The 19,828-nt window shown below is 59.9% G+C and carries 19 protein-coding genes; 4 read left to right on the top strand and 15 right to left on the bottom strand.

The window, feature by feature from the left end:
• Nucleotides 1-62 precede the first annotated feature (62 nt).
• From C8K66_RS05520 to sdhC, 4 genes are read right to left on the bottom strand one after another with little or no spacing between them, the layout of a single operon-like run.
• Nucleotides 63-767, bottom strand: coding sequence for a succinate dehydrogenase iron-sulfur subunit (locus C8K66_RS05520; RefSeq protein ID WP_108524427.1), 705 nt, complete (start codon nucleotides 765-767; stop codon nucleotides 63-65).
• 11 nt (nucleotides 768-778) lie between these two features.
• Nucleotides 779-2,551: a succinate dehydrogenase flavoprotein subunit gene (gene sdhA, locus C8K66_RS05515; RefSeq protein ID WP_017846765.1), complete on the bottom strand. Its 1,773-nt coding sequence runs from the start codon at nucleotides 2,549-2,551 to the stop codon at nucleotides 779-781.
• A gap of 3 nt (nucleotides 2,552-2,554) precedes the next feature.
• Nucleotides 2,555-2,923 (bottom strand): succinate dehydrogenase, hydrophobic membrane anchor protein, encoded by a 369-nt coding sequence (sdhD, locus tag C8K66_RS05510; RefSeq protein ID WP_017846764.1) that lies wholly within the window; start codon nucleotides 2,921-2,923, stop codon nucleotides 2,555-2,557.
• Nucleotides 2,917-3,291: a succinate dehydrogenase, cytochrome b556 subunit gene (sdhC, locus tag C8K66_RS05505; RefSeq protein WP_017846763.1), complete on the bottom strand. Its 375-nt coding sequence runs from the start codon at nucleotides 3,289-3,291 to the stop codon at nucleotides 2,917-2,919. The genes sdhD and sdhC overlap by 7 nt, the downstream gene beginning before the upstream one ends.
• 363 nt (nucleotides 3,292-3,654) lie before the next feature.
• Between sdhC and gltA the strand changes: the two genes are divergently transcribed.
• Nucleotides 3,655-4,944 carry a citrate synthase gene (gene gltA / locus C8K66_RS05500; protein WP_017846762.1) on the top strand — a complete coding sequence of 430 codons (1,290 nt, stop codon included), beginning with the start codon at nucleotides 3,655-3,657 and terminating at the stop codon, nucleotides 4,942-4,944.
• Between the two features lie 324 nt (nucleotides 4,945-5,268).
• On the opposite strand, the gene C8K66_RS05495 is transcribed toward gltA, so the two are convergent.
• The 3 genes from C8K66_RS05495 to C8K66_RS05485 form a co-directional block, all read right to left on the bottom strand.
• Nucleotides 5,269-6,927 (bottom strand): cation acetate symporter, encoded by a 1,659-nt coding sequence (locus C8K66_RS05495; protein ID WP_017846761.1) that lies wholly within the window; start codon nucleotides 6,925-6,927, stop codon nucleotides 5,269-5,271.
• Nucleotides 6,924-7,235, bottom strand: a complete 312-nt coding sequence (locus C8K66_RS05490; protein ID WP_017846760.1) for a DUF485 domain-containing protein — start codon at nucleotides 7,233-7,235, stop codon at nucleotides 6,924-6,926. Before C8K66_RS05490 ends, C8K66_RS05495 begins: the two co-directional genes overlap by 4 nt.
• 262 nt (nucleotides 7,236-7,497) lie before the next feature.
• Nucleotides 7,498-8,349 carry a glycine betaine ABC transporter substrate-binding protein gene (locus C8K66_RS05485; protein WP_057003706.1) on the bottom strand — a complete coding sequence of 284 codons (852 nt, stop codon included), beginning with the start codon at nucleotides 8,347-8,349 and terminating at the stop codon, nucleotides 7,498-7,500.
• 331 nt (nucleotides 8,350-8,680) lie between these two features.
• Between C8K66_RS05485 and C8K66_RS05480 the strand changes: the two genes are divergently transcribed.
• On the top strand, nucleotides 8,681-10,234 hold the full coding sequence (locus tag C8K66_RS05480; RefSeq protein WP_102618158.1) for a glycosyl hydrolase family 17 protein: 1,554 nt from the start codon (nucleotides 8,681-8,683) through the stop codon (nucleotides 10,232-10,234).
• A 92-nt stretch (nucleotides 10,235-10,326) separates the two neighbouring features.
• Here the strand turns inward: C8K66_RS05480 and C8K66_RS05475 are convergent, their stop codons facing one another.
• Entirely contained in the window at nucleotides 10,327-10,695 is a 369-nt protein-coding gene (locus tag C8K66_RS05475; RefSeq protein WP_108524426.1) for a hypothetical protein, read from the bottom strand.
• Between the two features lie 236 nt (nucleotides 10,696-10,931).
• Between C8K66_RS05475 and C8K66_RS05470 the strand changes: the two genes are divergently transcribed.
• Both C8K66_RS05470 and C8K66_RS05465 read left to right on the top strand, forming a co-directional pair.
• Nucleotides 10,932-12,230 carry a serine/threonine protein kinase gene (locus C8K66_RS05470; protein WP_046384200.1) on the top strand — a complete coding sequence of 433 codons (1,299 nt, stop codon included), beginning with the start codon at nucleotides 10,932-10,934 and terminating at the stop codon, nucleotides 12,228-12,230.
• Nucleotides 12,223-13,011 carry a VacJ family lipoprotein gene (locus C8K66_RS05465; protein WP_046384201.1) on the top strand — a complete coding sequence of 263 codons (789 nt, stop codon included), beginning with the start codon at nucleotides 12,223-12,225 and terminating at the stop codon, nucleotides 13,009-13,011. Before C8K66_RS05470 ends, C8K66_RS05465 begins: the two co-directional genes overlap by 8 nt.
• 71 nt (nucleotides 13,012-13,082) lie before the next feature.
• On the opposite strand, the gene C8K66_RS05460 is transcribed toward C8K66_RS05465, so the two are convergent.
• From C8K66_RS05460 to C8K66_RS05430, 7 genes are all read right to left on the bottom strand, one after another.
• Nucleotides 13,083-13,859: an amino acid ABC transporter ATP-binding protein gene (locus C8K66_RS05460; protein WP_046384202.1), complete on the bottom strand. Its 777-nt coding sequence runs from the start codon at nucleotides 13,857-13,859 to the stop codon at nucleotides 13,083-13,085.
• A 17-nt stretch (nucleotides 13,860-13,876) separates the two neighbouring features.
• Entirely contained in the window at nucleotides 13,877-14,599 is a 723-nt protein-coding gene (locus C8K66_RS05455; RefSeq protein ID WP_046384203.1) for an ABC transporter permease, read from the bottom strand.
• On the bottom strand, nucleotides 14,596-15,312 hold the full coding sequence (locus C8K66_RS05450; RefSeq protein WP_046384204.1) for an ABC transporter permease: 717 nt from the start codon (nucleotides 15,310-15,312) through the stop codon (nucleotides 14,596-14,598). Before C8K66_RS05450 ends, C8K66_RS05455 begins: the two co-directional genes overlap by 4 nt.
• 17 nt (nucleotides 15,313-15,329) lie before the next feature.
• On the bottom strand, nucleotides 15,330-16,082 hold the full coding sequence (locus C8K66_RS05445; RefSeq protein ID WP_108524425.1) for a transporter substrate-binding domain-containing protein: 753 nt from the start codon (nucleotides 16,080-16,082) through the stop codon (nucleotides 15,330-15,332).
• Between the two features lie 365 nt (nucleotides 16,083-16,447).
• Complete coding sequence (locus C8K66_RS05440; protein ID WP_108524424.1) at nucleotides 16,448-17,734, bottom strand: histidine-type phosphatase; 1,287 nt, start codon at nucleotides 17,732-17,734, stop codon at nucleotides 16,448-16,450.
• Between the two features lie 71 nt (nucleotides 17,735-17,805).
• Nucleotides 17,806-19,083, bottom strand: coding sequence for a histidine-type phosphatase (locus C8K66_RS05435; RefSeq protein ID WP_256590911.1), 1,278 nt, complete (start codon nucleotides 19,081-19,083; stop codon nucleotides 17,806-17,808).
• 16 nt (nucleotides 19,084-19,099) lie between these two features.
• A complete protein-coding gene (locus C8K66_RS05430) occupies nucleotides 19,100-19,819 on the bottom strand; it encodes an oligogalacturonate-specific porin KdgM family protein (RefSeq protein WP_108524422.1) in 720 nt (239 codons plus the stop codon).
• Nucleotides 19,820-19,828 lie beyond the last annotated feature (9 nt).

The raw sequence follows: 19,828 nt of genomic DNA, 5'->3' as shown, positions 1-19,828 counted from the left end.
CCGGTTGAAGCCTGCGCCGTAGCATTTACGGGCACAACGGTCCTGCTTTGCTACAACGTCAATTACACGCCGCTTTGCAGCAGCATGTTACGGATGTGACCAATGGCCTTAGTCGGGTTCAGGCCTTTAGGACATACGTTGACGCAATTCATGATCCCGCGGCAGCGGAATACGCTGAACGGGTCATCCAGTGAAGCCAGACGCTCGGAGGTCTGGGTGTCACGGCTGTCTGCCAGGAAGCGATATGCTTGCAGCAGAGCAGCCGGGCCCAGGAATTTGTCCGGGTTCCACCAGAAGGACGGGCACGACGTCGAGCAGCAAGCGCACAGGATGCACTCGTACAGACCGTCGAGCTTCTCGCGCTCTTCCGGGGACTGCAGACGCTCGATGGCCGGAGCCGGCGTATCGTTCTGCAGGAATGGCTTAACCTTCTCGTATTGCTTGTAGAAGATGCTCATATCGACGACCAGGTCACGGATAACCGGCAAACCTGGCAGAGGACGAACGATCAGCTTGTTGCCTTTGACCACGGCGGACAGCGGCGTGATGCACGCCAGGCCGTTCTTGCCGTTGATGTTCATGCCGTCGGAGCCGCAAACACCTTCACGGCAAGAGCGACGATAGGAGAACCCTTCGTCCTGCTCTTTGATCAGGGCCAGCACATCCAGCACCATCAAGTCTTTACCACCGGTATTGACCTGGAATTCCTGCATGAACGGCGCAGCGTCCCGATCAGGGTTGTAGCGATACACACTGACTTTCAACATGGCAGCCACCCTTAGTAAGTCCGAATTTTCGGTTCAAACATCGGAACCGTCTTCGGCGAGAAGTTAACGGCACGCTTGGTGACGCGCTTTTCACCCGGGAAGTAGAGGGTGTGGCACAGCCAGTTTTCATCGTCACGGTCTTCGTAGTCTTCACGAGCGTGAGCACCGCGGGACTCTTTACGAACCTCGGCGGCAATCGCAGTCGCTTCAGCCACTTCCAACAGGTTTTGCAGCTCAAGGGCTTCGATACGAGCGGTGTTGAACGCCTGGCTCTTATCGTTGATCTTGACGTTGGCGATGCGCTTGCGCAGGTCAGCCAGCAGGGCAATACCCTTCTGCATGTATTCGCCGGTACGGAATACACCGAAGTAGTTCTGCATGCAGCTTTGCAGCTCGCGACGCAGGGTAGCCACGTCTTCGCCTTCGGTACGCTCGTTCAGAGCGGACAGACGCGCCAGGGCAGCTTCGATGTTGGCGTCGGTAGCGTCATCGTATTCGATGCCGTCGGTCAGCGCCTTTTCCAGGTGCAGGCCGGCAGCACGGCCGAAGACCACCAGGTCGAGCAGCGAGTTGCCGCCCAGACGGTTGGCGCCGTGTACCGATACGCAAGCCACTTCGCCCACCGCGAACAGACCATGAATGATCTCGTCCACGCCGTCGGCATTCTGGGTGATTGCCTGGCCATGGATGTTGGTCGGCACGCCGCCCATCATGTAGTGGCAAGTCGGAACAACCGGAACCGGAGCAACCACCGGGTCAACGTGCGCAAAGGTCTTGGACAGTTCGCAGATACCTGGCAGGCGGCTGTGCAGCACTTCCTCGCCGAGGTGATCGAGCTTGAGCAGCACGTGGTCGCCGTTCGGGCCACAGCCGTTGCCGGCGATGATTTCCTTGACCATGGAACGGGCTACAACGTCACGACCGGCAAGGTCTTTCGCGTTCGGAGCATAACGCTCCATGAAACGCTCACCGTGCTTGTTGATCAGGTAGCCACCTTCACCACGGCAACCTTCGGTGACGAGTACACCGGCGCCGGCGATGCCAGTTGGGTGGAACTGCCACATTTCAATGTCTTGCACCGGCACGCCGGCACGCAGCGCCATGCCAACGCCGTCGCCGGTGTTGATCAGTGCGTTGGTGGTCGAGGCGTAGATACGACCTGCACCGCCAGTCGCCAGAACGGTAGCCTTGGCGCGGATGTAGGTGGTTTCACCGGTTTCGATGCAGATGGCGATCACGCCGACGAATGCGCCGTCCTGGTTTTTTACCAGGTCAACCGCGTAGTACTCGTTCAGGAACGTGGTGCCGGCTTTCAGGTTGCCCTGATACAGGGTGTGCAGCAGCGCGTGACCGGTACGGTCGGACGCGGCGCAAGTACGGGCAGCCTGGCCGCCTTTACCGTAATCCTTCGACTGACCGCCGAATGGACGCTGGTAGATACGGCCTTGCTCGGTACGCGAGAACGGCAGACCCATGTGGTCCAGCTCGAACACGGCGGCCGGGCCTTCCTGACACATGTATTCGATAGCGTCCTGGTCACCGATATAGTCGGAACCCTTGACGGTATCGTACATGTGCCAGCGCCAGTCATCGTTCGGGTCGGCGGAGGCGATGGCGCAGGTGATGCCACCCTGGGCCGATACGGTGTGGGAACGCGTCGGGAACACCTTGGTGATCACGGCAGTCTTGTGACCACCCTGAGCCAGTTGCAGCGCCGCGCGCATGCCGGCGCCGCCGCCACCAATGATGATGGCGTCGAAGGAAATAGTTGGAATGTTAGCCATGGATCAGATACCCCAAAGAATCTGCACACCCCAGACGAAGTAAGCGAACATCGCGACGCCGCATACTGCCTGGAAGAGAAACCGTACTGCTGTCGCAGACTTGCCCAGCGCCATCGGCGTCAGGTAGTCGGTCGAAATGGTCCACATGCCGACCCAGGCGTGAGCGCCCAGGGCTACAAGGGCCAGCAGACTGAAGATTCGCATCGCATTGTGGGAAAACAGGCCATGCCATTGCTCATAGCCGATGCCCGGATTGGCGACGAGGTATCCGATCAGGAAAATGAAATAAGCCGCGAGAACGACCGCAGACACACGCTGTGCCATCCAGTCATAGAGGCCCGAACGCGACAGATTCGTTACGCTGGTTACCATATCCAAACTCCTGCCAGAACGATCAGCGCCACGGAAACGGCGATGACGATTTTCGAGCCCAGGCGGCCGCCTTCCAGCGTCTCACCGATGCCCATATCCATGATCAAGTGGCGCACGCCGGCTACCAAGTGATACAGCAGAGCGGACAAGAGGCCCCATGCTACGAACTTGGCCAGCGGACTGGTCAAGCATGCCTTCACCTCGGCATAACCTTCCTCGGAACCCAGGGATTTGCTCAATGCATAAAGCATGAAGCCCAGGCCCAGGAAGAGGATGATGCCGGAAACACGGTGCAGGAACGACGTAACGCCGGTGATGGGGAGTTTGATGGTCCTTAGGTCTAGGTTTACAGGTCGTTGGCTATTCACGGCTTTTTTTCACACTGAAGAGCCCCTAACAATCAGGGCAAAGTTGTTGGGGAGCGGACTGGTCAGGTAACACCACCCAGGGAGTGCGACCCCCAATGAAAGCAAGCCCAAAAGCCCTTGGCGGTCGGTGGCCGAGTATAGACAGTTAGGTTACTAATGACAACGCGCTGACCTCACCCTAATAGCGCATTGCGTTGGCAGGATAAAAGGCGTAAATGGCGGTAAATTTCGAGGAAAAAGTCCGGTTAAAGCCTTCTGGGGCAAGACTTTAGGCAAATTGACATCTGAATTTATCTCACTATAGTGGTGCGGGCCCTGCGTGGGGGGTCTGTCTGATGATTTGAAGCATAAATAGGAGGCCACATGGCTGACAAAAAAGCGCAGTTGATCATCGAGGGCGCAGCCCCCGTCGAGCTGCCCATTTTAACCGGCACCGTTGGTCCTGATGTTATCGACGTACGGGGCCTGACGGCCACGGGCCGTTTCACTTTCGACCCAGGTTTCATGTCGACCGCCTCATGCGAGTCGAAGATTACCTATATTGATGGCGATAATGGCATTTTGCTGCATCGGGGCTACCCGATCGAGCAACTGGCTGAGAAATCGGACTACCTGGAAACCTGCTATCTGCTACTAAATGGCGAGTTGCCAACCGCCGAGCAGAAAGCCCAGTTTGTCAGTACTGTAAAGAACCACACCATGGTTCACGAGCAGTTGAAGACGTTCTTCAACGGCTTCCGTCGCGACGCCCACCCGATGGCCGTCATGTGCGGCGTGGTCGGCGCCCTGTCGGCCTTCTATCACGACTCCCTCGACATCAATAACCCGCAGCATCGCGAAATCTCCGCGATCCGCCTGGTTGCCAAGATGCCGACCCTGGCCGCAATGGTTTACAAGTACTCCATGGGGCAACCCATGATGTACCCGCGCAACGACCTGACTTACGCGGAAAACTTCCTGCACATGATGTTCAACACCCCGTGCGAGATCAAACCGATCAGCCCGGTGCTCGCCAAGGCAATGGACCGGATCTTCATCCTCCATGCCGACCACGAGCAGAACGCCTCCACCTCTACCGTGCGTCTGGCCGGCTCTTCGGGTGCCAACCCGTTTGCCTGTATCGCTGCCGGTATCGCCGCGCTGTGGGGCCCTGCCCACGGCGGTGCGAACGAAGCCGTATTGACCATGCTCGATGAAATCGGCGATGTCTCGAACATCGACAAATACATCGCCAAGGCCAAGGACAAGAACGATCCGTTCAAGTTGATGGGCTTCGGTCACCGGGTCTACAAGAACCGCGACCCGCGCGCCACCGTCATGAAGAAGACCTGCGACGAAGTGTTGAGGGAACTGGGCATCAAGAACGATCCGCAACTCGAACTGGCCATGCGCCTGGAAGAGATCGCTCTGACCGACCCGTACTTCATCGAGCGCTCGCTGTACCCGAACGTCGACTTCTACTCGGGGATCATCCTCAAGGCGATCGGCATTCCAACCAGCATGTTCACCGTGATCTTCGCCCTGGCGCGGACCGTGGGCTGGATCTCCCACTGGAAAGAAATGCTCTCCAGCCCGTACAAGATTGGCCGCCCGCGCCAGCTGTACACCGGCTACGAGTCGCGTGACATTACCAAGTTGGAAGATCGCAAGTAAGCATCTGACCGACGCGCAATAAAAAAGCGGCCTCCTTCATGGAGGCCGTTTTTATTTGTGCAGGAACCAAGAAACTGTTTTGTCTGAAATTCAGCTATCGGGAGCTTGCTCCCGATGACAATAGCCCAACCAACACAAAGCCCCAGCCTATCGACCGGGACACTTCCTATTAAGCCCCCCAAACCTGACCGACTACCCACCTTGGAATGCAATCAACTGTGGGAGGGGGCTTGCCCCCGATAGCAATGGCCCAGCCAACACAAAACTCCAGCCAAAAAAATGCCCCAGCCTATCGACCGGGGCATTTCCTATTAAGCTACAACCTTAGTGAGAAACCGCCCCACTCGCCCCCAGGCCAGTCTGCGAACGCACAAACTGCGGGAAGTACAGTGCCCGTTCCTTGACTGCCGCCGCCGACTTGTCGGTGATGGAGAAGAACCAGATGCTGACGAACGCGATGAACATCGAGAACAGCGCAGGGTACTCATACGGGAAGATGGCTTTTTCGTGATGCAGGATCGACACCCAGATGGTCGGCCCCAGGACCATCAGGCCCACGGCACTGACCAACCCGAGCCAGCCGCCAATCATTGCGCCACGGGTGGTGAGGTTTTTCCAGTACATGGAAAGCAGCAACACCGGGAAGTTACAGCTGGCAGCGATAGAGAACGCCAGGCCGACCATGAACGCAATGTTCTGGCTTTCAAACAGGATACCCAGACCGATTGCCAGCACCGCCAAGGCGATAGTGGTGATCTTCGAGACGCGAATCTCCTCTTTGTCGTTGGCCTTGCCTTTCTTGATCACGCTGGCATACAGGTCATGGGACACCGCCGAAGCACCGGCCAGGGTCAAGCCCGCAACCACCGCGAGGATGGTGGCAAACGCCACAGCCGAGATGAAGCCCAGGAAGATGCTGCCACCCACCGCGTTGGCCAGGTGAACCGCCGCCATGTTGTTACCACCGAGCAAGGCGCCTGCAGCATCCTTGAACGCCGGGTTGGTGCTGACCAGCAGGATCGCGCCGAAACCGATGATGAAGGTCAGGATGTAGAAGTAGCCGATGAAACCAGTGGCGTACAACACGCTCTTGCGCGCTTCCTTGGCGTCGCTCACGGTGAAGAAGCGCATCAGGATGTGCGGCAGGCCGGCGGTACCGAACATCAGTGCCAGAGCCAGGGAGAACGCGGAGACCGGATCTTTCACCAAACCGCCAGGGCTCATGATCGCTTCACCTTTAGGGTGAACCTTGATCGCCTCGGAAAACAGCGTGCTGAAGTCGAAGTTGACGTGCTTCATCACCATGACTGCCATGAATGTGGCGCCGGACAGCAGCAACACTGCCTTGATGATCTGCACCCAGGTGGTCGCCAGCATGCCGCCGAACAGCACGTACAGGCACATCAGGACACCCACCATGATCACCGCTACGTGGTAATCAAGGCCGAACAGCAGCTGGATCAACTTGCCCGCGCCTACCATCTGCGCGATCAGGTAGAACGCCACCACCACCAGCGAACCGCAAGCCGACAGGCTACGGATCTGAGTTTGCCCGAGGCGGTAGGACGCCACGTCGGCAAAGGTGTATTTGCCCAGGTTACGCAGGCGCTCGGCGATCAGGAACAGAATGATCGGCCAGCCCACCAGGAAGCCGATCGAGTAGATCAGGCCGTCGTAGCCGGAGGTGTATACCAGTGCGGAAATACCCAGGAAGGACGCGGCCGACATATAGTCGCCGGCAATCGCCAGGCCGTTCTGGAAACCGGTGATCTTGCCGCCGGCCGCATAATAGTCGGCCGCCGAGTTGTTGCGCTTGGACGCCCAGTAGGTAATGCACAACGTCGCGCCGACAAAGACCACGAACATCAGGATCGCTGGAATATTCAGCGGTTGTTTTTGCACTTCACCGGTCAACGCCTCCCCCGCCCATATAGCAGGCGCGAAGACCGAAGCACCCAGTACAGCCAATAGACGACGGATCATTGCGCAGCCTCCTTGAGAATCGCATTGTTCAGATCGTCGAATTCGCCGTTGGCGCGTCGCACGTAGATCGCAGTGAGGACAAAGGCCGATAGAATCAGCCCGACACCGATAGGGATTCCCCAGGTGATGGACGAAGTGGAGCTGATCTTAGCCCCCAGCAATTGTGGCCCGTAGGCGATCAACAGGATGAATCCGGAGTAAAGCCCTAGCATGATCGCCGAGAGAATCCAGGCGAACCTTTCCCTTTTTCTAACCAGCTCCTTGAAGCGCGGGCTGTTTTGAATCGAGAGGTAAATGCTGTCGTTCATTGTTTTTATCCTCGCAGCACAGCTTTGTTATTATTGAAACAATAGCCACTGTATGCGGCTACGGGGCAGGTTCCAGACGACCTTAGTATTAGAGGGAGTGTAGCGAGGGTTTGCGAGGGCGCAGAAACATTTGCGGGCGGCGAAAATAATAATGTGGGAGGGGGCTTGTCCCCGATTGCGGTGTGTCAGTCGCTGATGATCTGACTGATCCATCGCTATCGGGGGCAAGCCCCCTCCCACAAGGGGTTACATCAAAGGGGGGTTACTTGGCGAGCCACTCGGCAACCCGCTCAGGGTGCTTGGCAACCCAGTCCTTGGCGGCTGCATCGGGCTTGGCACCCTCCTGGATGGCGAGCATGACTTCACCGATTTCGTCCTTGGAAGCCCATTGGAATTTCTTCAGGAACGCCGCGACTTCCGGGGCTTTCTTCTCCAGGCCCTTGCTACCAATGCTGTTGACGGTTTCAGCAGCGCCATAGATCCCTTTTGGATCGTCCAGGAACCGCAGTTTCCACTTGGCGAACATCCAGTGCGGCACCCACCCGGTGACTGCGATGGATTCCTGCTTGTCTTCGGCGCGGGTCAGTTCGGCGATCATCGCGGCACCGGAGCTGGCTTGCAGCTTGTAGTCCAGGCCATAGGCCTTGATCGCTTCGTCGGTCTTGAGCATCACGCCTGAACCGGCGTCGATACCGACGATCTTGTTCTTGAAGGTGGTGTCGGTCTTGAGGTCTTCGATGGACTTGGCCTTGACGTACTCCGGCACGATCAGGCCGATCTTCGCATCCTTGAAGTTGGGGCCGTAGTCGACCACCTTGTCCTTGTTCTTGGCCCAGTATTCACCGTGGGTCACGGGTAGCCAGGCAGAGAGCATGGCGTCGAGCTTGCCGGTGGCAACACCCTGCCACATGATCCCGGTGGCGACCGCTTGCAACTTGACGTCATAACCGAGCTTTGCCTTGATCACTTCTGCCGCCACATGAGTGGTGGCAACGCTGTCGGACCAACCGTCCACGTAGCCGATGCTCAGGGTTTTGCTGTCGGCGCTGGCCAGTGTGGAGCTCATCGCAACTACCAGAGTGGCAACTGCGCCCAAGAGTCGTCGCATCTTCATCGTACTTCCCCGAAAGTGCTGCGCCCGACGGATGTCGAGCGACGTCAACCTGTTGTTATGTGGTGCGCCACGCCCCCTTCACGCGCATCGATCCGGCGGCAACGACATCAGTGGAGTGCTGATACTTCGATCATCAACCTGCCGGGGCCTTTGTCCTGCTCTGTCAGCGACCTCAGGTAAGCAAGAAACGACATCACATCGCCAGCTAGCGCTGTTATGGGACGCTCACCTCATACCCCGCCCGAACTTTGCATGTCTAAATCATGCAGCCCCACTGGGACGCGACAAATCCGGGTAAGATGCGCGCCTTTGCTCCCCAGATAAGCCGACCATGCCCGCAACTGCCCGCTTCCCTGCCCTGCCCTATTTATTCGCCTTGATCCTCGGCCTGCTTGCGCTGGTCGGGTACTGGTATGGCCTCGGCCGGCCAGTGGTGCTGCCGGACGTGGCCAGCGCCAGCCACAAACTGCAATGCGCCTCCTACACACCGTTCGACAAGGACCAATCACCGTTCGACCAGCCGTTCAAGCTGCGCCCCGAGCGCATGGACGCCGACCTGGCCCTGCTGGCCACCCGCTTCGAATGCATCCGCACCTACTCCATGACCGGCCTGGAAGCCTTGCCGGACCTGGCGCGCAAGCACGGGCTGAAACTGATGATCGGCGCCTGGGTCAACGGCAACCCGGTCGACACCGAAAAAGAAGTCGACGCCTTGATCGCCTCGGCCAACGCCAACGCCGACGTGGTGACTTCAGTGATCGTCGGCAACGAAACCCTGCTGCGCAAGGAAGTCACGGCCGCACAGTTGGTGAAGCTGATCCATAAGGTCAAAAGCCAGATCAAGCAGCCGGTCACGTATGCCGACGTCTGGGAGTTCTGGCTGCAACACCCGGAAATTGCCCCGGCGGTGGATTTCCTGACCATCCACTTGCTGCCGTACTGGGAAGACGCCCCCTCGGGAATCGACCAGGCGCTCAAGCATGTCGGTGACGTGCGCCAGACCTTCGGCAATAAATTCGCGCCCAAGGACGTAATGATCGGCGAGACCGGCTGGCCCAGCGAAGGCCGCCAGCGCGAAACCGCGGTGCCGAGCCGGGTCAATGAGGCCAAGTTCATGCGCGGTTTCGTGGCCATGGCCGAAGCCAATGGCTGGCACTACAACCTGATCGAAGCCTTCGACCAGCCGTGGAAGCGTGCCAGTGAAGGCGCTGTCGGCGGCTACTGGGGCTTGTTCGACGCCGATCGCCAGGACAAAGGCATCCTCGCAGGCCCAGTGACCAACGTACCGTACTGGCCACTGTGGCTGGGAGTCGGTGGACTCATCCTGCTGGGCACCCTGGCGCTCGGCGGGCGGGTGCGCAGCGTGCGCGCCGCCTGGCTGCTGCCGCTGCTCGGGGCCGTCGCCGCCTGTTCCATCGGCACCTGGGCCGAACTGACCCGCGTAACCGCACGCTTCAATGATGAATGGGTGTGGGCGGGGCTGCTGGTCGCGTTGAACCTGCTGGTACTGGCACATGCGGCCCTGGCCTTGAGCAGCCGCGAGGGTTGGCGCGAGCGGGCGTTCAACTGGCTGGAGCCGCGCGCGGGCTGGCTGGTGGCAATCGCCGGGTTCGCTGGCGCGGTGATGATGCTGGCGCTGGTGTTTGACCCGCGCTACCGCAGCTTCCCAAGTGCGGCGCTGGTGCTGCCTGCACTGGTCTATCTGATTCGCCCGGTGACCGGGCCACGTCGGGAAATTGCCCTACTGGCCTTTATCATCGGTGCCGGCATTGCGCCGCAGCTGTTCCGCGAAGGTCTGTTGAACCAGCAGGCATGGGGTTGGGCGCTGGTCAGTGGGTTGATGGTTGTGGCTTTGTGGCGGTGCTTGCGGATGCGCAAGGCTTAAGATGCCATCGGGGGCAAGCCCCTCCCACATTTGGAATGCGTTCCCATGTGGAAGGGGCGGTGCGACGATTCGATTTGCCCCGATTGCCCCTATCAGGCCGCCCGTGGCTTGCGGACCAAGCGCAACCCGGCAATCACCACCGCAAACACCGCAAATGTGGTGTTGTACAACGCCAACGCCGGCAACCCGAACACCAGCCCCAGCACCGCCAACCCCCACCCCGCACGGCCCGGCACGAAAAACGCCAGCACCGACGCGATCAGCGCAGCCCAGCCCATCACCTGGAAGTGAATCATCAAGCCCAGGTTCGAACGCACCTGGCATTCCCAGTGGTTGGCTTCATCCGCGCAAATGCCGACCCACCGGCCATCCTCCATGAAGCCGTAACGCGCGGCATAACTGGCGGCCAGCCATAATGGCAAGGCAATGAGCAGTAGGGTCAGCGGCAAGCGGCGGGACATGGAGCACTCCGATAGGCAAAAACGGCGCTCAGCTTAATCCCCCGGTGGCCGTTAGCAAGATGTGTACGCAGATAAGTGTCCATCAATACGCGGCAAAGTGTATCTTCTGCCTACTATTACCCCGACTCCGACGTTTTTTATCCGACTTTTCGTGCCGATGGCTGGCACTTCGGTGGCAACGCGGTGGTCATAGCCTGCGAACTTCATTCAGCACGTTTCCTCTTAGGGATTAAGTCATGCTCCGTTCCTTGCGCTGCGCTGCCTTGCTGGGCAGCCTTTTTTTGAGTGCGTCAGCACTGGCCGTCGACATCGACCAGGCCAGCTATGGCTTCCCTTTGACCAACCCGTTCGAAGCGACCATCGCCACCACCCCGCCTGACCTTCGGCCCAGCTTGCCGAGCGACGACGAAATCAACCAGTCCGACTACACCCTGAACATGCGTCCCGAGCGCGAGTTCAGCCTGCCCGACAACTTCTGGGCAGTGAAGAAGCTCACCTACCGCATCGCCAAGCAAGACCGCGCCGCACCGCTGATCTTCCTGATCTCGGGCACCGGTGCGCGGTTTGACAGCAGCATCAACGAATACCTGAAAAAACTGTACTACCAGGCCGGCTACCACGTCGTGCAACTGTCATCGCCGACCAGCTTCGACTTCATGAGCGCCGCCTCGCGCTTCGCCACGCCGGGTATCACCCAGGAAGACGCCGAAGACATGTACCGCGTGATGCAAGCAGTGCGTGCGCAGAACGCCTCACTGCCGGTCACCGACTTTTACCTCAGCGGCTACAGCCTCGGTGCGCTGGATGCGGCTTTTGTCAGCAAGCTCGACGAAACCCGCCGCAGCTTCAACTTCAAGAAAGTGCTGCTGCTCAACCCGCCGGTCAACCTGTACACCTCGATCACCAACCTCGACAAGCTGGTGCAGACCGAGGTCAAGGGCATCAACAACACCACGACCTTTTATGAACTGGTGTTGAACAAGCTGACCCGCTACTTCCAGCAAAAGGGCTACATCGACCTTAACGACGCCCTGCTCTACGACTTCCAGAACTCCAAGCAGCACCTGACCAACGAACAGATGGCCATGCTGATCGGCACCACGTTCCGTTTTTCGGCGGCCGACATCGCGTTCACCTCGGACCTGATCAACCGCCGCGGCCTGATCATCCCGCCGAAGTACCCGATCACCGAAGGCACCAGCCTCACGCCGTTCCTCAAGCGCGCGCTGCAATGTGACTTCGATTGCTACCTCACCGAACAGGTCATCCCGATGTGGCGCGCCCGTTCCGATGGCGGCAGCCTGTTGCAATTGGTCGATCAGGTCAGCCTGTACGCCCTCAAGGACTACCTGCACACCAGCCCGAAAATCGCCGTCATGCATAACGCCGACGACGTGATCCTCGGCCCGGGCGACCTCGGCTTCCTGCGTCAAACCTTCGGCGATCGCTTGACTGTCTACCCGCTGGGCGGCCATTGCGGCAACCTCAATTACCGCGTCAACGCCGACGCCATGCTGGAGTTTTTCCGTGGCTAAATATCTTCTGCTGCTTGCCGCCCTGATGTGCGCAAGCGTGGCCAATGCCGACAACAGCAAGGCGCACGCGCCCACCGTCGTGGGTGCCGACGGCTTCAAGGAGCCGCTGAGCAAGCTCAAGTTCAACCCGGGTCTGGACCAGCGCGAGTTCGAACGCTCGTCACTGACCGCCCTCAACGTGTACGACCCGCTGGAATCGTGGAACCGTCGCGTTTACCACTTCAACTACCGCTTCGACCAATGGGTGTTCCTGCCGGTGGTCGACGGTTACCGCTACGTCACGCCGAGCTTCCTGCGTACCGGCGTAAGCAATTTCTTCAACAACCTGGGCGATGTGCCCAACCTGTTGAACAGCCTGTTGCAACTCAAGGGTCACCGCTCCCTGGAAACCACCGGGCGCCTGCTGCTCAACACCACCATCGGCGTTGCCGGGCTGTGGGACCCGGCTACCGCCATGGGCCTGCCGCGCCAGAGCGAAGACTTCGGCCAGACCCTGGGTTTCTACGGCGTGCCTGGCGGCGCCTATCTGGTGCTGCCGATCCTGGGCCCATCGAACCTGCGCGATACCAGCGGCTTGGTGGTCGACTACAGCGCCGAATCGCAGATCAACTTCCTGAACGTCTCCGAAGTCAGCTCCAACCATCCGGAGATCTGGGCCCTGCGCGTGGTCGACAAGCGTTACCAGACCAGCTTCCGCTACGGTCAGTTGAACTCGCCGTTCGAGTACGAAAAGGTGCGCTACATCTATACGGAATCGCGCAAGTTGCAGATTGCCGAATAAGCGCAGCGCGCGGTAAAAAAGCCATTCGACGCGCTCGAATGGCTTTTTTTTGCCTGCTCGATACCAGCCGCCTACCCCAGCACCTGCGCCAGAAACGCTTGCGCGCGAGGTGTGCGTGGCGCAGTGAAAAACGCCTCCGGCGGCTGGTCTTCGATGATCCGCCCGCCATCGAGAAACAGCACACGCCCGGCGACTTGCCGGGCAAAGCCCATTTCGTGGGTGACGCAGAGCAAGGTCATGCCACTTTCGGCGAGCATGACCATCACGTCCAGCACCTCGCCGACAGCCTCCGGGTCGAGTGCCGACGTCGGCTCATCGAACAGCATGATTTTCGGGGTCATGCACAATGCCCTCGCTATCGCGACCCGCTGCTGTTGGCCGCCCGACAGTTGCGCCGGGTATTTTTTCCAGTGTTGATCGATCCCGACTTTTTTCAGCAGCGCCATCGCCTGGTCCTGCGCGCTGTCGCGGGGCATGCCGCGCACGGACATCGGCGCCAGCATGCAGTTTTGCAAGACGGTCAGGTGCGGAAACAGGTTGAAGCCCTGAAACACCATGCCGACCTCACGCAAGGCCGCGCGGCAGAGCGTCGGCGAAGCGCTCAAGTCGGCGCCCAGCACCTGGATTCGGCCCTGCTGCGCCGGTTCCAGACGATTGAGGCAACGGATCAATGTGGACTTGCCGGAGCCCGAGGTGCCGCACAGCACAATCCGCTCGCCCTGCACCACGCGCAGGTCGATACCGTGCAGCACCTGGTATGGGCCGTACCATTTACTCAGCCCTTCGACGTCGATCACCACCGGCGCAGGCGCGCAGATCGACCGCTCAAACTCCCCTGATGACCCCATGTATCCACCCTTCCCTATCATTCGTCAGTTGGCCGCATGTGGCGGGTGAGTCGACGATTGATCCGGTTCACCCCTCGCCGGACACACTCGACCACCAGCAGGTAGACCAGCGCCACCCACACATACACCTGGAAATCAAAAGTGCGTGAGAACGCCAACTTGGCCACGCCCATCAAATCCAGCAAGGTCACCAGCGACACAATCGCGCTGGCCTTGATGATCAAAATCAGTTCATTGCCCAGTGGCCCCACCGTCACGATGAGCACCTGCGGCAAGGTCACCTTGAAAAACGTGGTGGTGCGGCTCAACCCCAACACCGTCGCGGCTTCATAGTGGGCACGAGGCACGGAGAGCAACCCGCCGCGAAAGATCTCGGCCTGATAGGCCGCCGTATTCAAGGTGAACGCCAGCACAGCGCAAAACCACGGGTCGCCGAACCAGCCCCACAGGCCAAGGTCGCGCCAGAAACCGTGGAAGGAACCCAAGCCGTAATAGATCAGGAACAACTGCGCCAACAGCGGCGAGCCCCTGAAAAAGTAGAGATAGGCCCTGCACCCGTACTGCAACAAACGCCAGCGTGAAGTCCTGCCCAACGCCAACAGCACGCCAAGCACCATCCCGGCGCTGCTGGATATCGCCACCAATTGCAGGGTCAGCAACAAGCCATCGAACAACTGCGCACCGTAGCGCTGAAGCAGTTCAAGCCCGAGCCACTCGGCAAAACGCTCGCCCCCCATCATGAGGCACGCTCCCGACCCTGGCCGTAGTGCTTTTCAAGCTGTGCGATGCAAAACCCCGACATCGACGACAGCAGCAGGTACAGGCCACACGCCGCCAGATAAAACAGCATCGGTTCCTTGGTGGCGTTCACCGCCAGGCTGGTCTGGCGCATCAGGTCCACCAGGGAAATGGTCGACACCAACGCCGTGTCCTTGAGCAGGCTCAACCAGTTGTTCGAAAGCCCCGGCAAGGCGATCCTCATCACCTGCGGCAGCACCACCTTGAAAAACGTGTGCCTGCGGCTCAAGCCCAGTGCCTGGGCGCCTTCGTACTGGCCGCGCGCCACGGTCTTCAACGCCCCCAGCCATACCTCGCTGGAAAAGGCCGCCAGCACCAGGCTGAACGCGATCACCGCCGCCACGAACGCGTTGATGCCAAACTCGGCCGAACCGCCCCAATACGCCTGGAACTTCTGCAGCGCGATCTGGATGCCGTAATACACGATCAATAACGTCAGCAACTCCGGCAGGCCACGAAAACAGGTGGAGAACAGCGCAGCCATCGCCCTCACCGTGGCGTTTGCCGATCTGCTGCACAGCGCCACCAACAACCCCAATGGCAACCCCAGCGGCACACACGCCAATGCCAGCGCCATCGTGACCCCTGCGCCCGCCAGCAGCGCGCCGCCCCACCCACCGGCGCCCAACGACAACAACCCTAATGACTCGAACATGGAAGGCGCCCCCGCGCTTAATCATCCTCAAGGCCATGGGCCAACTTGAGCTGTCGATACGTGCCGTCGGCGATCACGTCCGCGATGGCCTGGTTCAGCCTGGCGCGCAACGCCTCATCGGCCTTGCGCACGGCAATACCGGCGTCGCTTTGCGTACCGGGGATAGCCAGCACCCGGCAACACTGCGGGTCGGTGTTCTTCAACCACTCCTGCATTGGCGCGCTGTCGTTGACCACCGCATCCAGGCGGCCGTTGAGCAGGTCGCTGTTGGCCTCGTCCTGGCCGACGTACAACTTGACCCGCGCCCCATTGGCGCCATAGACATCCTGGTTGTAGATACCCTGGGTGGACGACGACTGAGCGCCGACCGTCTTGCCGGACAACGTGGCCGGCGCAGCGTCCTGAATGTCGCTGCCCCTGGGCACTGCCAGAACCATGCGCGTGCGGTTGTAGGGCTGGGTGAAGCTGACGGTCTTCTGGCGCTCTTCGGTGATGGCCATCGAGGCGATGATCGCGTCGTACTTTTTCGCAAGCAGGCCCGGGATGATGCCTTCCCAGTCCTGGGCAACAATCGTGCATTCGACGCCGAGCCTGGCGCACAGGGCGTTCGCCATATCGACGTCAAAACCACGCAGTTGGTTATTCGAGTCCACATAGTTGAAAGGCGGATAAGCACCCTCCGTGGCGAAACGCAGCGGCTGCGCATGGGCCACCGACAACAGCCCGAGGGTGATCGTTACGGCATAGAGCGTCTGTTTGACCTGTTTCATGAAGGCACCTACCGAATTATTTTTATTCTGCGTAGTGCCTGAGGCCTGGCTAACCCGAAGGAACACGGGTGATTGACGCAGGCTCAGTCACTGACCCAGCGGACACTACGCCAACCTAAACAATTCGTCTATATTTTACAGATAGTCTATTTCCGAGTTTTTTGTAGGCCAAAACCGGGATGCACGATCGACCGCACACGGCCCGCCAGTTTTTCCCGCCACGGTGACCAGCGCCCCGGCAATAGTGCCCGTCACCGCGTTCAGCAAGATCGGCATCGAGCAGCCCAGGCCAGCAGTACTCTGACCGAGCGTCTCGCCCCTGCGATCCACCACCGATGCTGTGCGCCAAGACGAGGCTCGCACTGTTATGGATAGTGGTACGGCGTCAGCGCGCTACGATCGATGTGTCGATCAAGCCGCTGCAAGGCGCCAGCCAACGGGCATAACACGCCCGCAGACGTGCTGACACACCCCTCACCACCGGCCAGGTCGGCATGCAGCGGCGGCTGTCCCGCCGTCAACGGCGCCAGTTGGCGAATCTGCTCCAGAGACTGCGCCTCGAACGCCACCCGCAAGAAATAGCGCCCGGTCGCCAGCTGTTTGTAGCGTTCGAACTGGAGGCTGCCGACCGGCGGGATATTGCCCTCCAGGTAGTCGCCCAAGGTCCAGCGAAAGCCGAGCATCGTGCGCAAATACGAGATATTGGTGTCATGGGCCACCAACAGGGTGAAACGCACGTCCGGCGGCGTGCCCAGCGCATCCTCCGTGGCTTGGGGCGTGCCTTGCTTGAGCGCCAGGGAAATCTGATTCATCAACTGCGAGCCTCCGCGGCTGGCGATGTACGGGCTGTCATTGATGAAATCGTATTTGGCCTTGGTCAGCGCGGTCAGTTGGGACACCTGTTGCGCGGTGCGCCCGTGACCGAAGGCAACCTGATCCAGCGGCAGGCCTTCGCTGTATTCCAGGCGAAAGGTTTCCCCAAGATTGGCTTGTGTATTGAGGCCTTTGATGGCCAGGCGACCATCTTCGTCCTGGGTCAACTGCCAGGGTTCGTCACGGTAGGCGCAGGTGTTCGATGCACCGCAGATCACACTGCGCAACTGCTGCTCAGCCCCGTGGTAACGGGTTTGAGCTCTGGCCACGCTGCCGCCCATGCGGGCGAGCACGCTGTCTTCGGCACGCTGGGGGTCGAGTCGGGCGAAGGGCATTTTGTCACTCTGGAACAGCGCATCCTGGTTCCCCTGCACCACGCTCGGCTGCAACCCACAGCCAGGGAACAGGCCATCGAGCAGGGCCGAAGCGGTGGCTTGGGTGCGTTGCAACGGACTGGCGCGCACAAATACCTCGCCAGGGGCCGGGCAGCCATCGGGCAACAGGCCGGCAGCGCGCAGCACCTGGCCGCGATAGCGCCCCATTTCCACTGCCGCCGCGTAGCCATGACCGGTCAAATGTCCGTCGGGCACCGACCAGGTAGGCAGCGCACGGCCGGTGACCTTGGCCAGTTTCGGGCTATCGGTGGGCGGGCGCACACCGTGGCGGCTGACCTGCACCACCTTATCCAGCACAAACCCGTCAGCCGGTGCGGCCTGAGCCGGGATCGACATCAGACCGAGCAGTAACAAGGGGGTAAAACGTAGGTAGGAAGAGAACATATCGGTTTCCTGTGGCGGGTCTACGGGTAGGTCATTCCCGCGTATCGCAGGCGAGAATGACCACGCCGGGGTCAAGGGTAGCGGTACGCCGTCAGCGCTGTGCGATCGATGGCCCGGTCGGTGCGCTCGACGAACTGCGCAATCGGACACAGGATGCCGAGCGGGGTGTGCTGGCAACCCGGCTGATCAAAGTCAGCCTGCAAGGGCGGATGTTCACTGTCCAGGCGCTGTAAGGCGCGAATCTGATCCATGCCTTGTGTGATGAACCGCGTGCGGATAAAGCGCTCGCCGGTCTGGGTGTCGCGGTAGCGCTCGAACGCCAGCGTGCCGCTGGGCGGGATATTGCCCCGCTGGTACTCGCCAAGCTGCCATGTAAACCCCAGCAGGGTACGCAGGTGCGAGATGTTGGTGTCGTGGGCCACCAGCATCAGCAGACGCGCCGCAGGCGGGTTGCCCAACGGATCGTTCTTCTCCAACGGCGTCCCCTGCTCCAGGGCCAGCACAATCTGGTTCATCAACTGCGAACCGCCACGACTGGCAACGTGCGGGGTGTCATTGATGAAGTCATATTTGGCCCGGTGCAGCCGCCCCAGCGCCGAGACTTGCGCCGCATCGCGAGCATGGCCGAAAGCGACATCTGCCAGCGGCATGCCTTCGCTGTATTGCAGGCGAATGGTCTCGGCCATCGACGAGGCCTTGTCCAGGCCCTTGATCTTGAACCGCCCGCCATCGCCCTCTTTCAAGACCCAGGGCGTGTCGAAGAACGGGCAAGCTTTGCCCGCTTCGCACACTGCACTTTTCAGACGCTCCAGGTCAGGGCGCAAGCGCTCGCGGGCTGATTGCAGAGAGCCGCCGAGGGCCTGCAGGATCTGGGCTTTGGCAATAGCGGGGTCAATCTGCGCGAAGGGCATTTCATCGGTCTGGAACAACGGGTCCGGCTTGCTGCGCGCCAGCGCTTTTTCGCCGCAGCCGGGGAACATGCCATCGAGCAGGGCGGCGGCGGTAGAACGTGTGCGCTGTTTGGGGCTGGCAACCGCCACGACGCTGCCCGGCGACGGGCAGCTATCGGCCAGCAGACCGGCGTTGCGGTAGTACGCCGCCTGCCAGGCCCCCATGTAGCTGGCGGCCAGATAACCATGGCCGGTCAGCTCACCGTCCTGTACCAGCCATGGCGTCCAGGCGCGGCCGGTGGCCTTGACCAATTTGTCGGTATCGGTGGGCGAACGCACGCCATGGCGGCTGACCTGCACCACTTTTTCCAGCACGTAACGGTTCGTTTCGGCGGCTTGCAGGCTGGCGCACAACGTGAGGGCGACCAATGCCAGGCCCGTTCGATTGAAGAGGGTCATGCTCATTTTCCTTTCATCAGAATTCGTAGGAGAAGCCCACGCGATAGCGGGCCTGGCGCTGGTCAGTGTTCTTGTCGACGTACACGTCGGCCACTTCAAGGTAGGGGGTAAACTGTTTGGTGAGTTTGTATTCGAACAACAGCTTATTGCTGTAGTTCTTGCGGGTACCGTCGAAGACCACCTGATTACTGTAAATCTGCTTGCGCCCAACACCGACCGACAACAGGCCAAACTTATACTTGGCGCCCAATTCAACCGCATTGTCGTGTTTATCGGCCTTGCCCTCTTCGTCATAACGCGTGAGCTTGTGGTAATAGCCCGGCGTGATGGAGAACTTATCGGTGATCGCATAAGACACTTTCAACGACGGTTTATAGGACTTCTTATCCTTACCATCGGCGTAGGTAAACTTGGGTTTGACCTTCCACTGGGTCCCCAGCTTGTGGCTGTACTTGACCTTGGCCTTGAGTTCGTCCTTGGTCAGGCGGGAAAACGCCTTGCCCGGCTGGCCATCGCTGTCGGGAGCAGTGGCCATGATGGCTTCGAAGGAGAACGCCAACCCGTTGTCCAGGGCCTGGGTCAACATCACCTTGTCCTTATGTTCACGCTCGACTTCCGAATACTGATGTTGGTAGTCAAGTTCGAGGGCCTGAGTGGTGGTGGACGCAATGACCAAACCGATAAACGAATAACGCCTTAATGCTTTTTTATGAGGCCCAACGCTTAATTTCTTCATCTTTTCACC

Source organism: Pseudomonas sp. GV105 (genome assembly GCF_003058185.1).
Lineage (GTDB): Bacteria > Pseudomonadota > Gammaproteobacteria > Pseudomonadales > Pseudomonadaceae > Aquipseudomonas > Aquipseudomonas veronii.
Note: the sequence above shows the minus strand (reverse complement) of the source record. Positions and strands in the feature narration are given on the sequence as shown.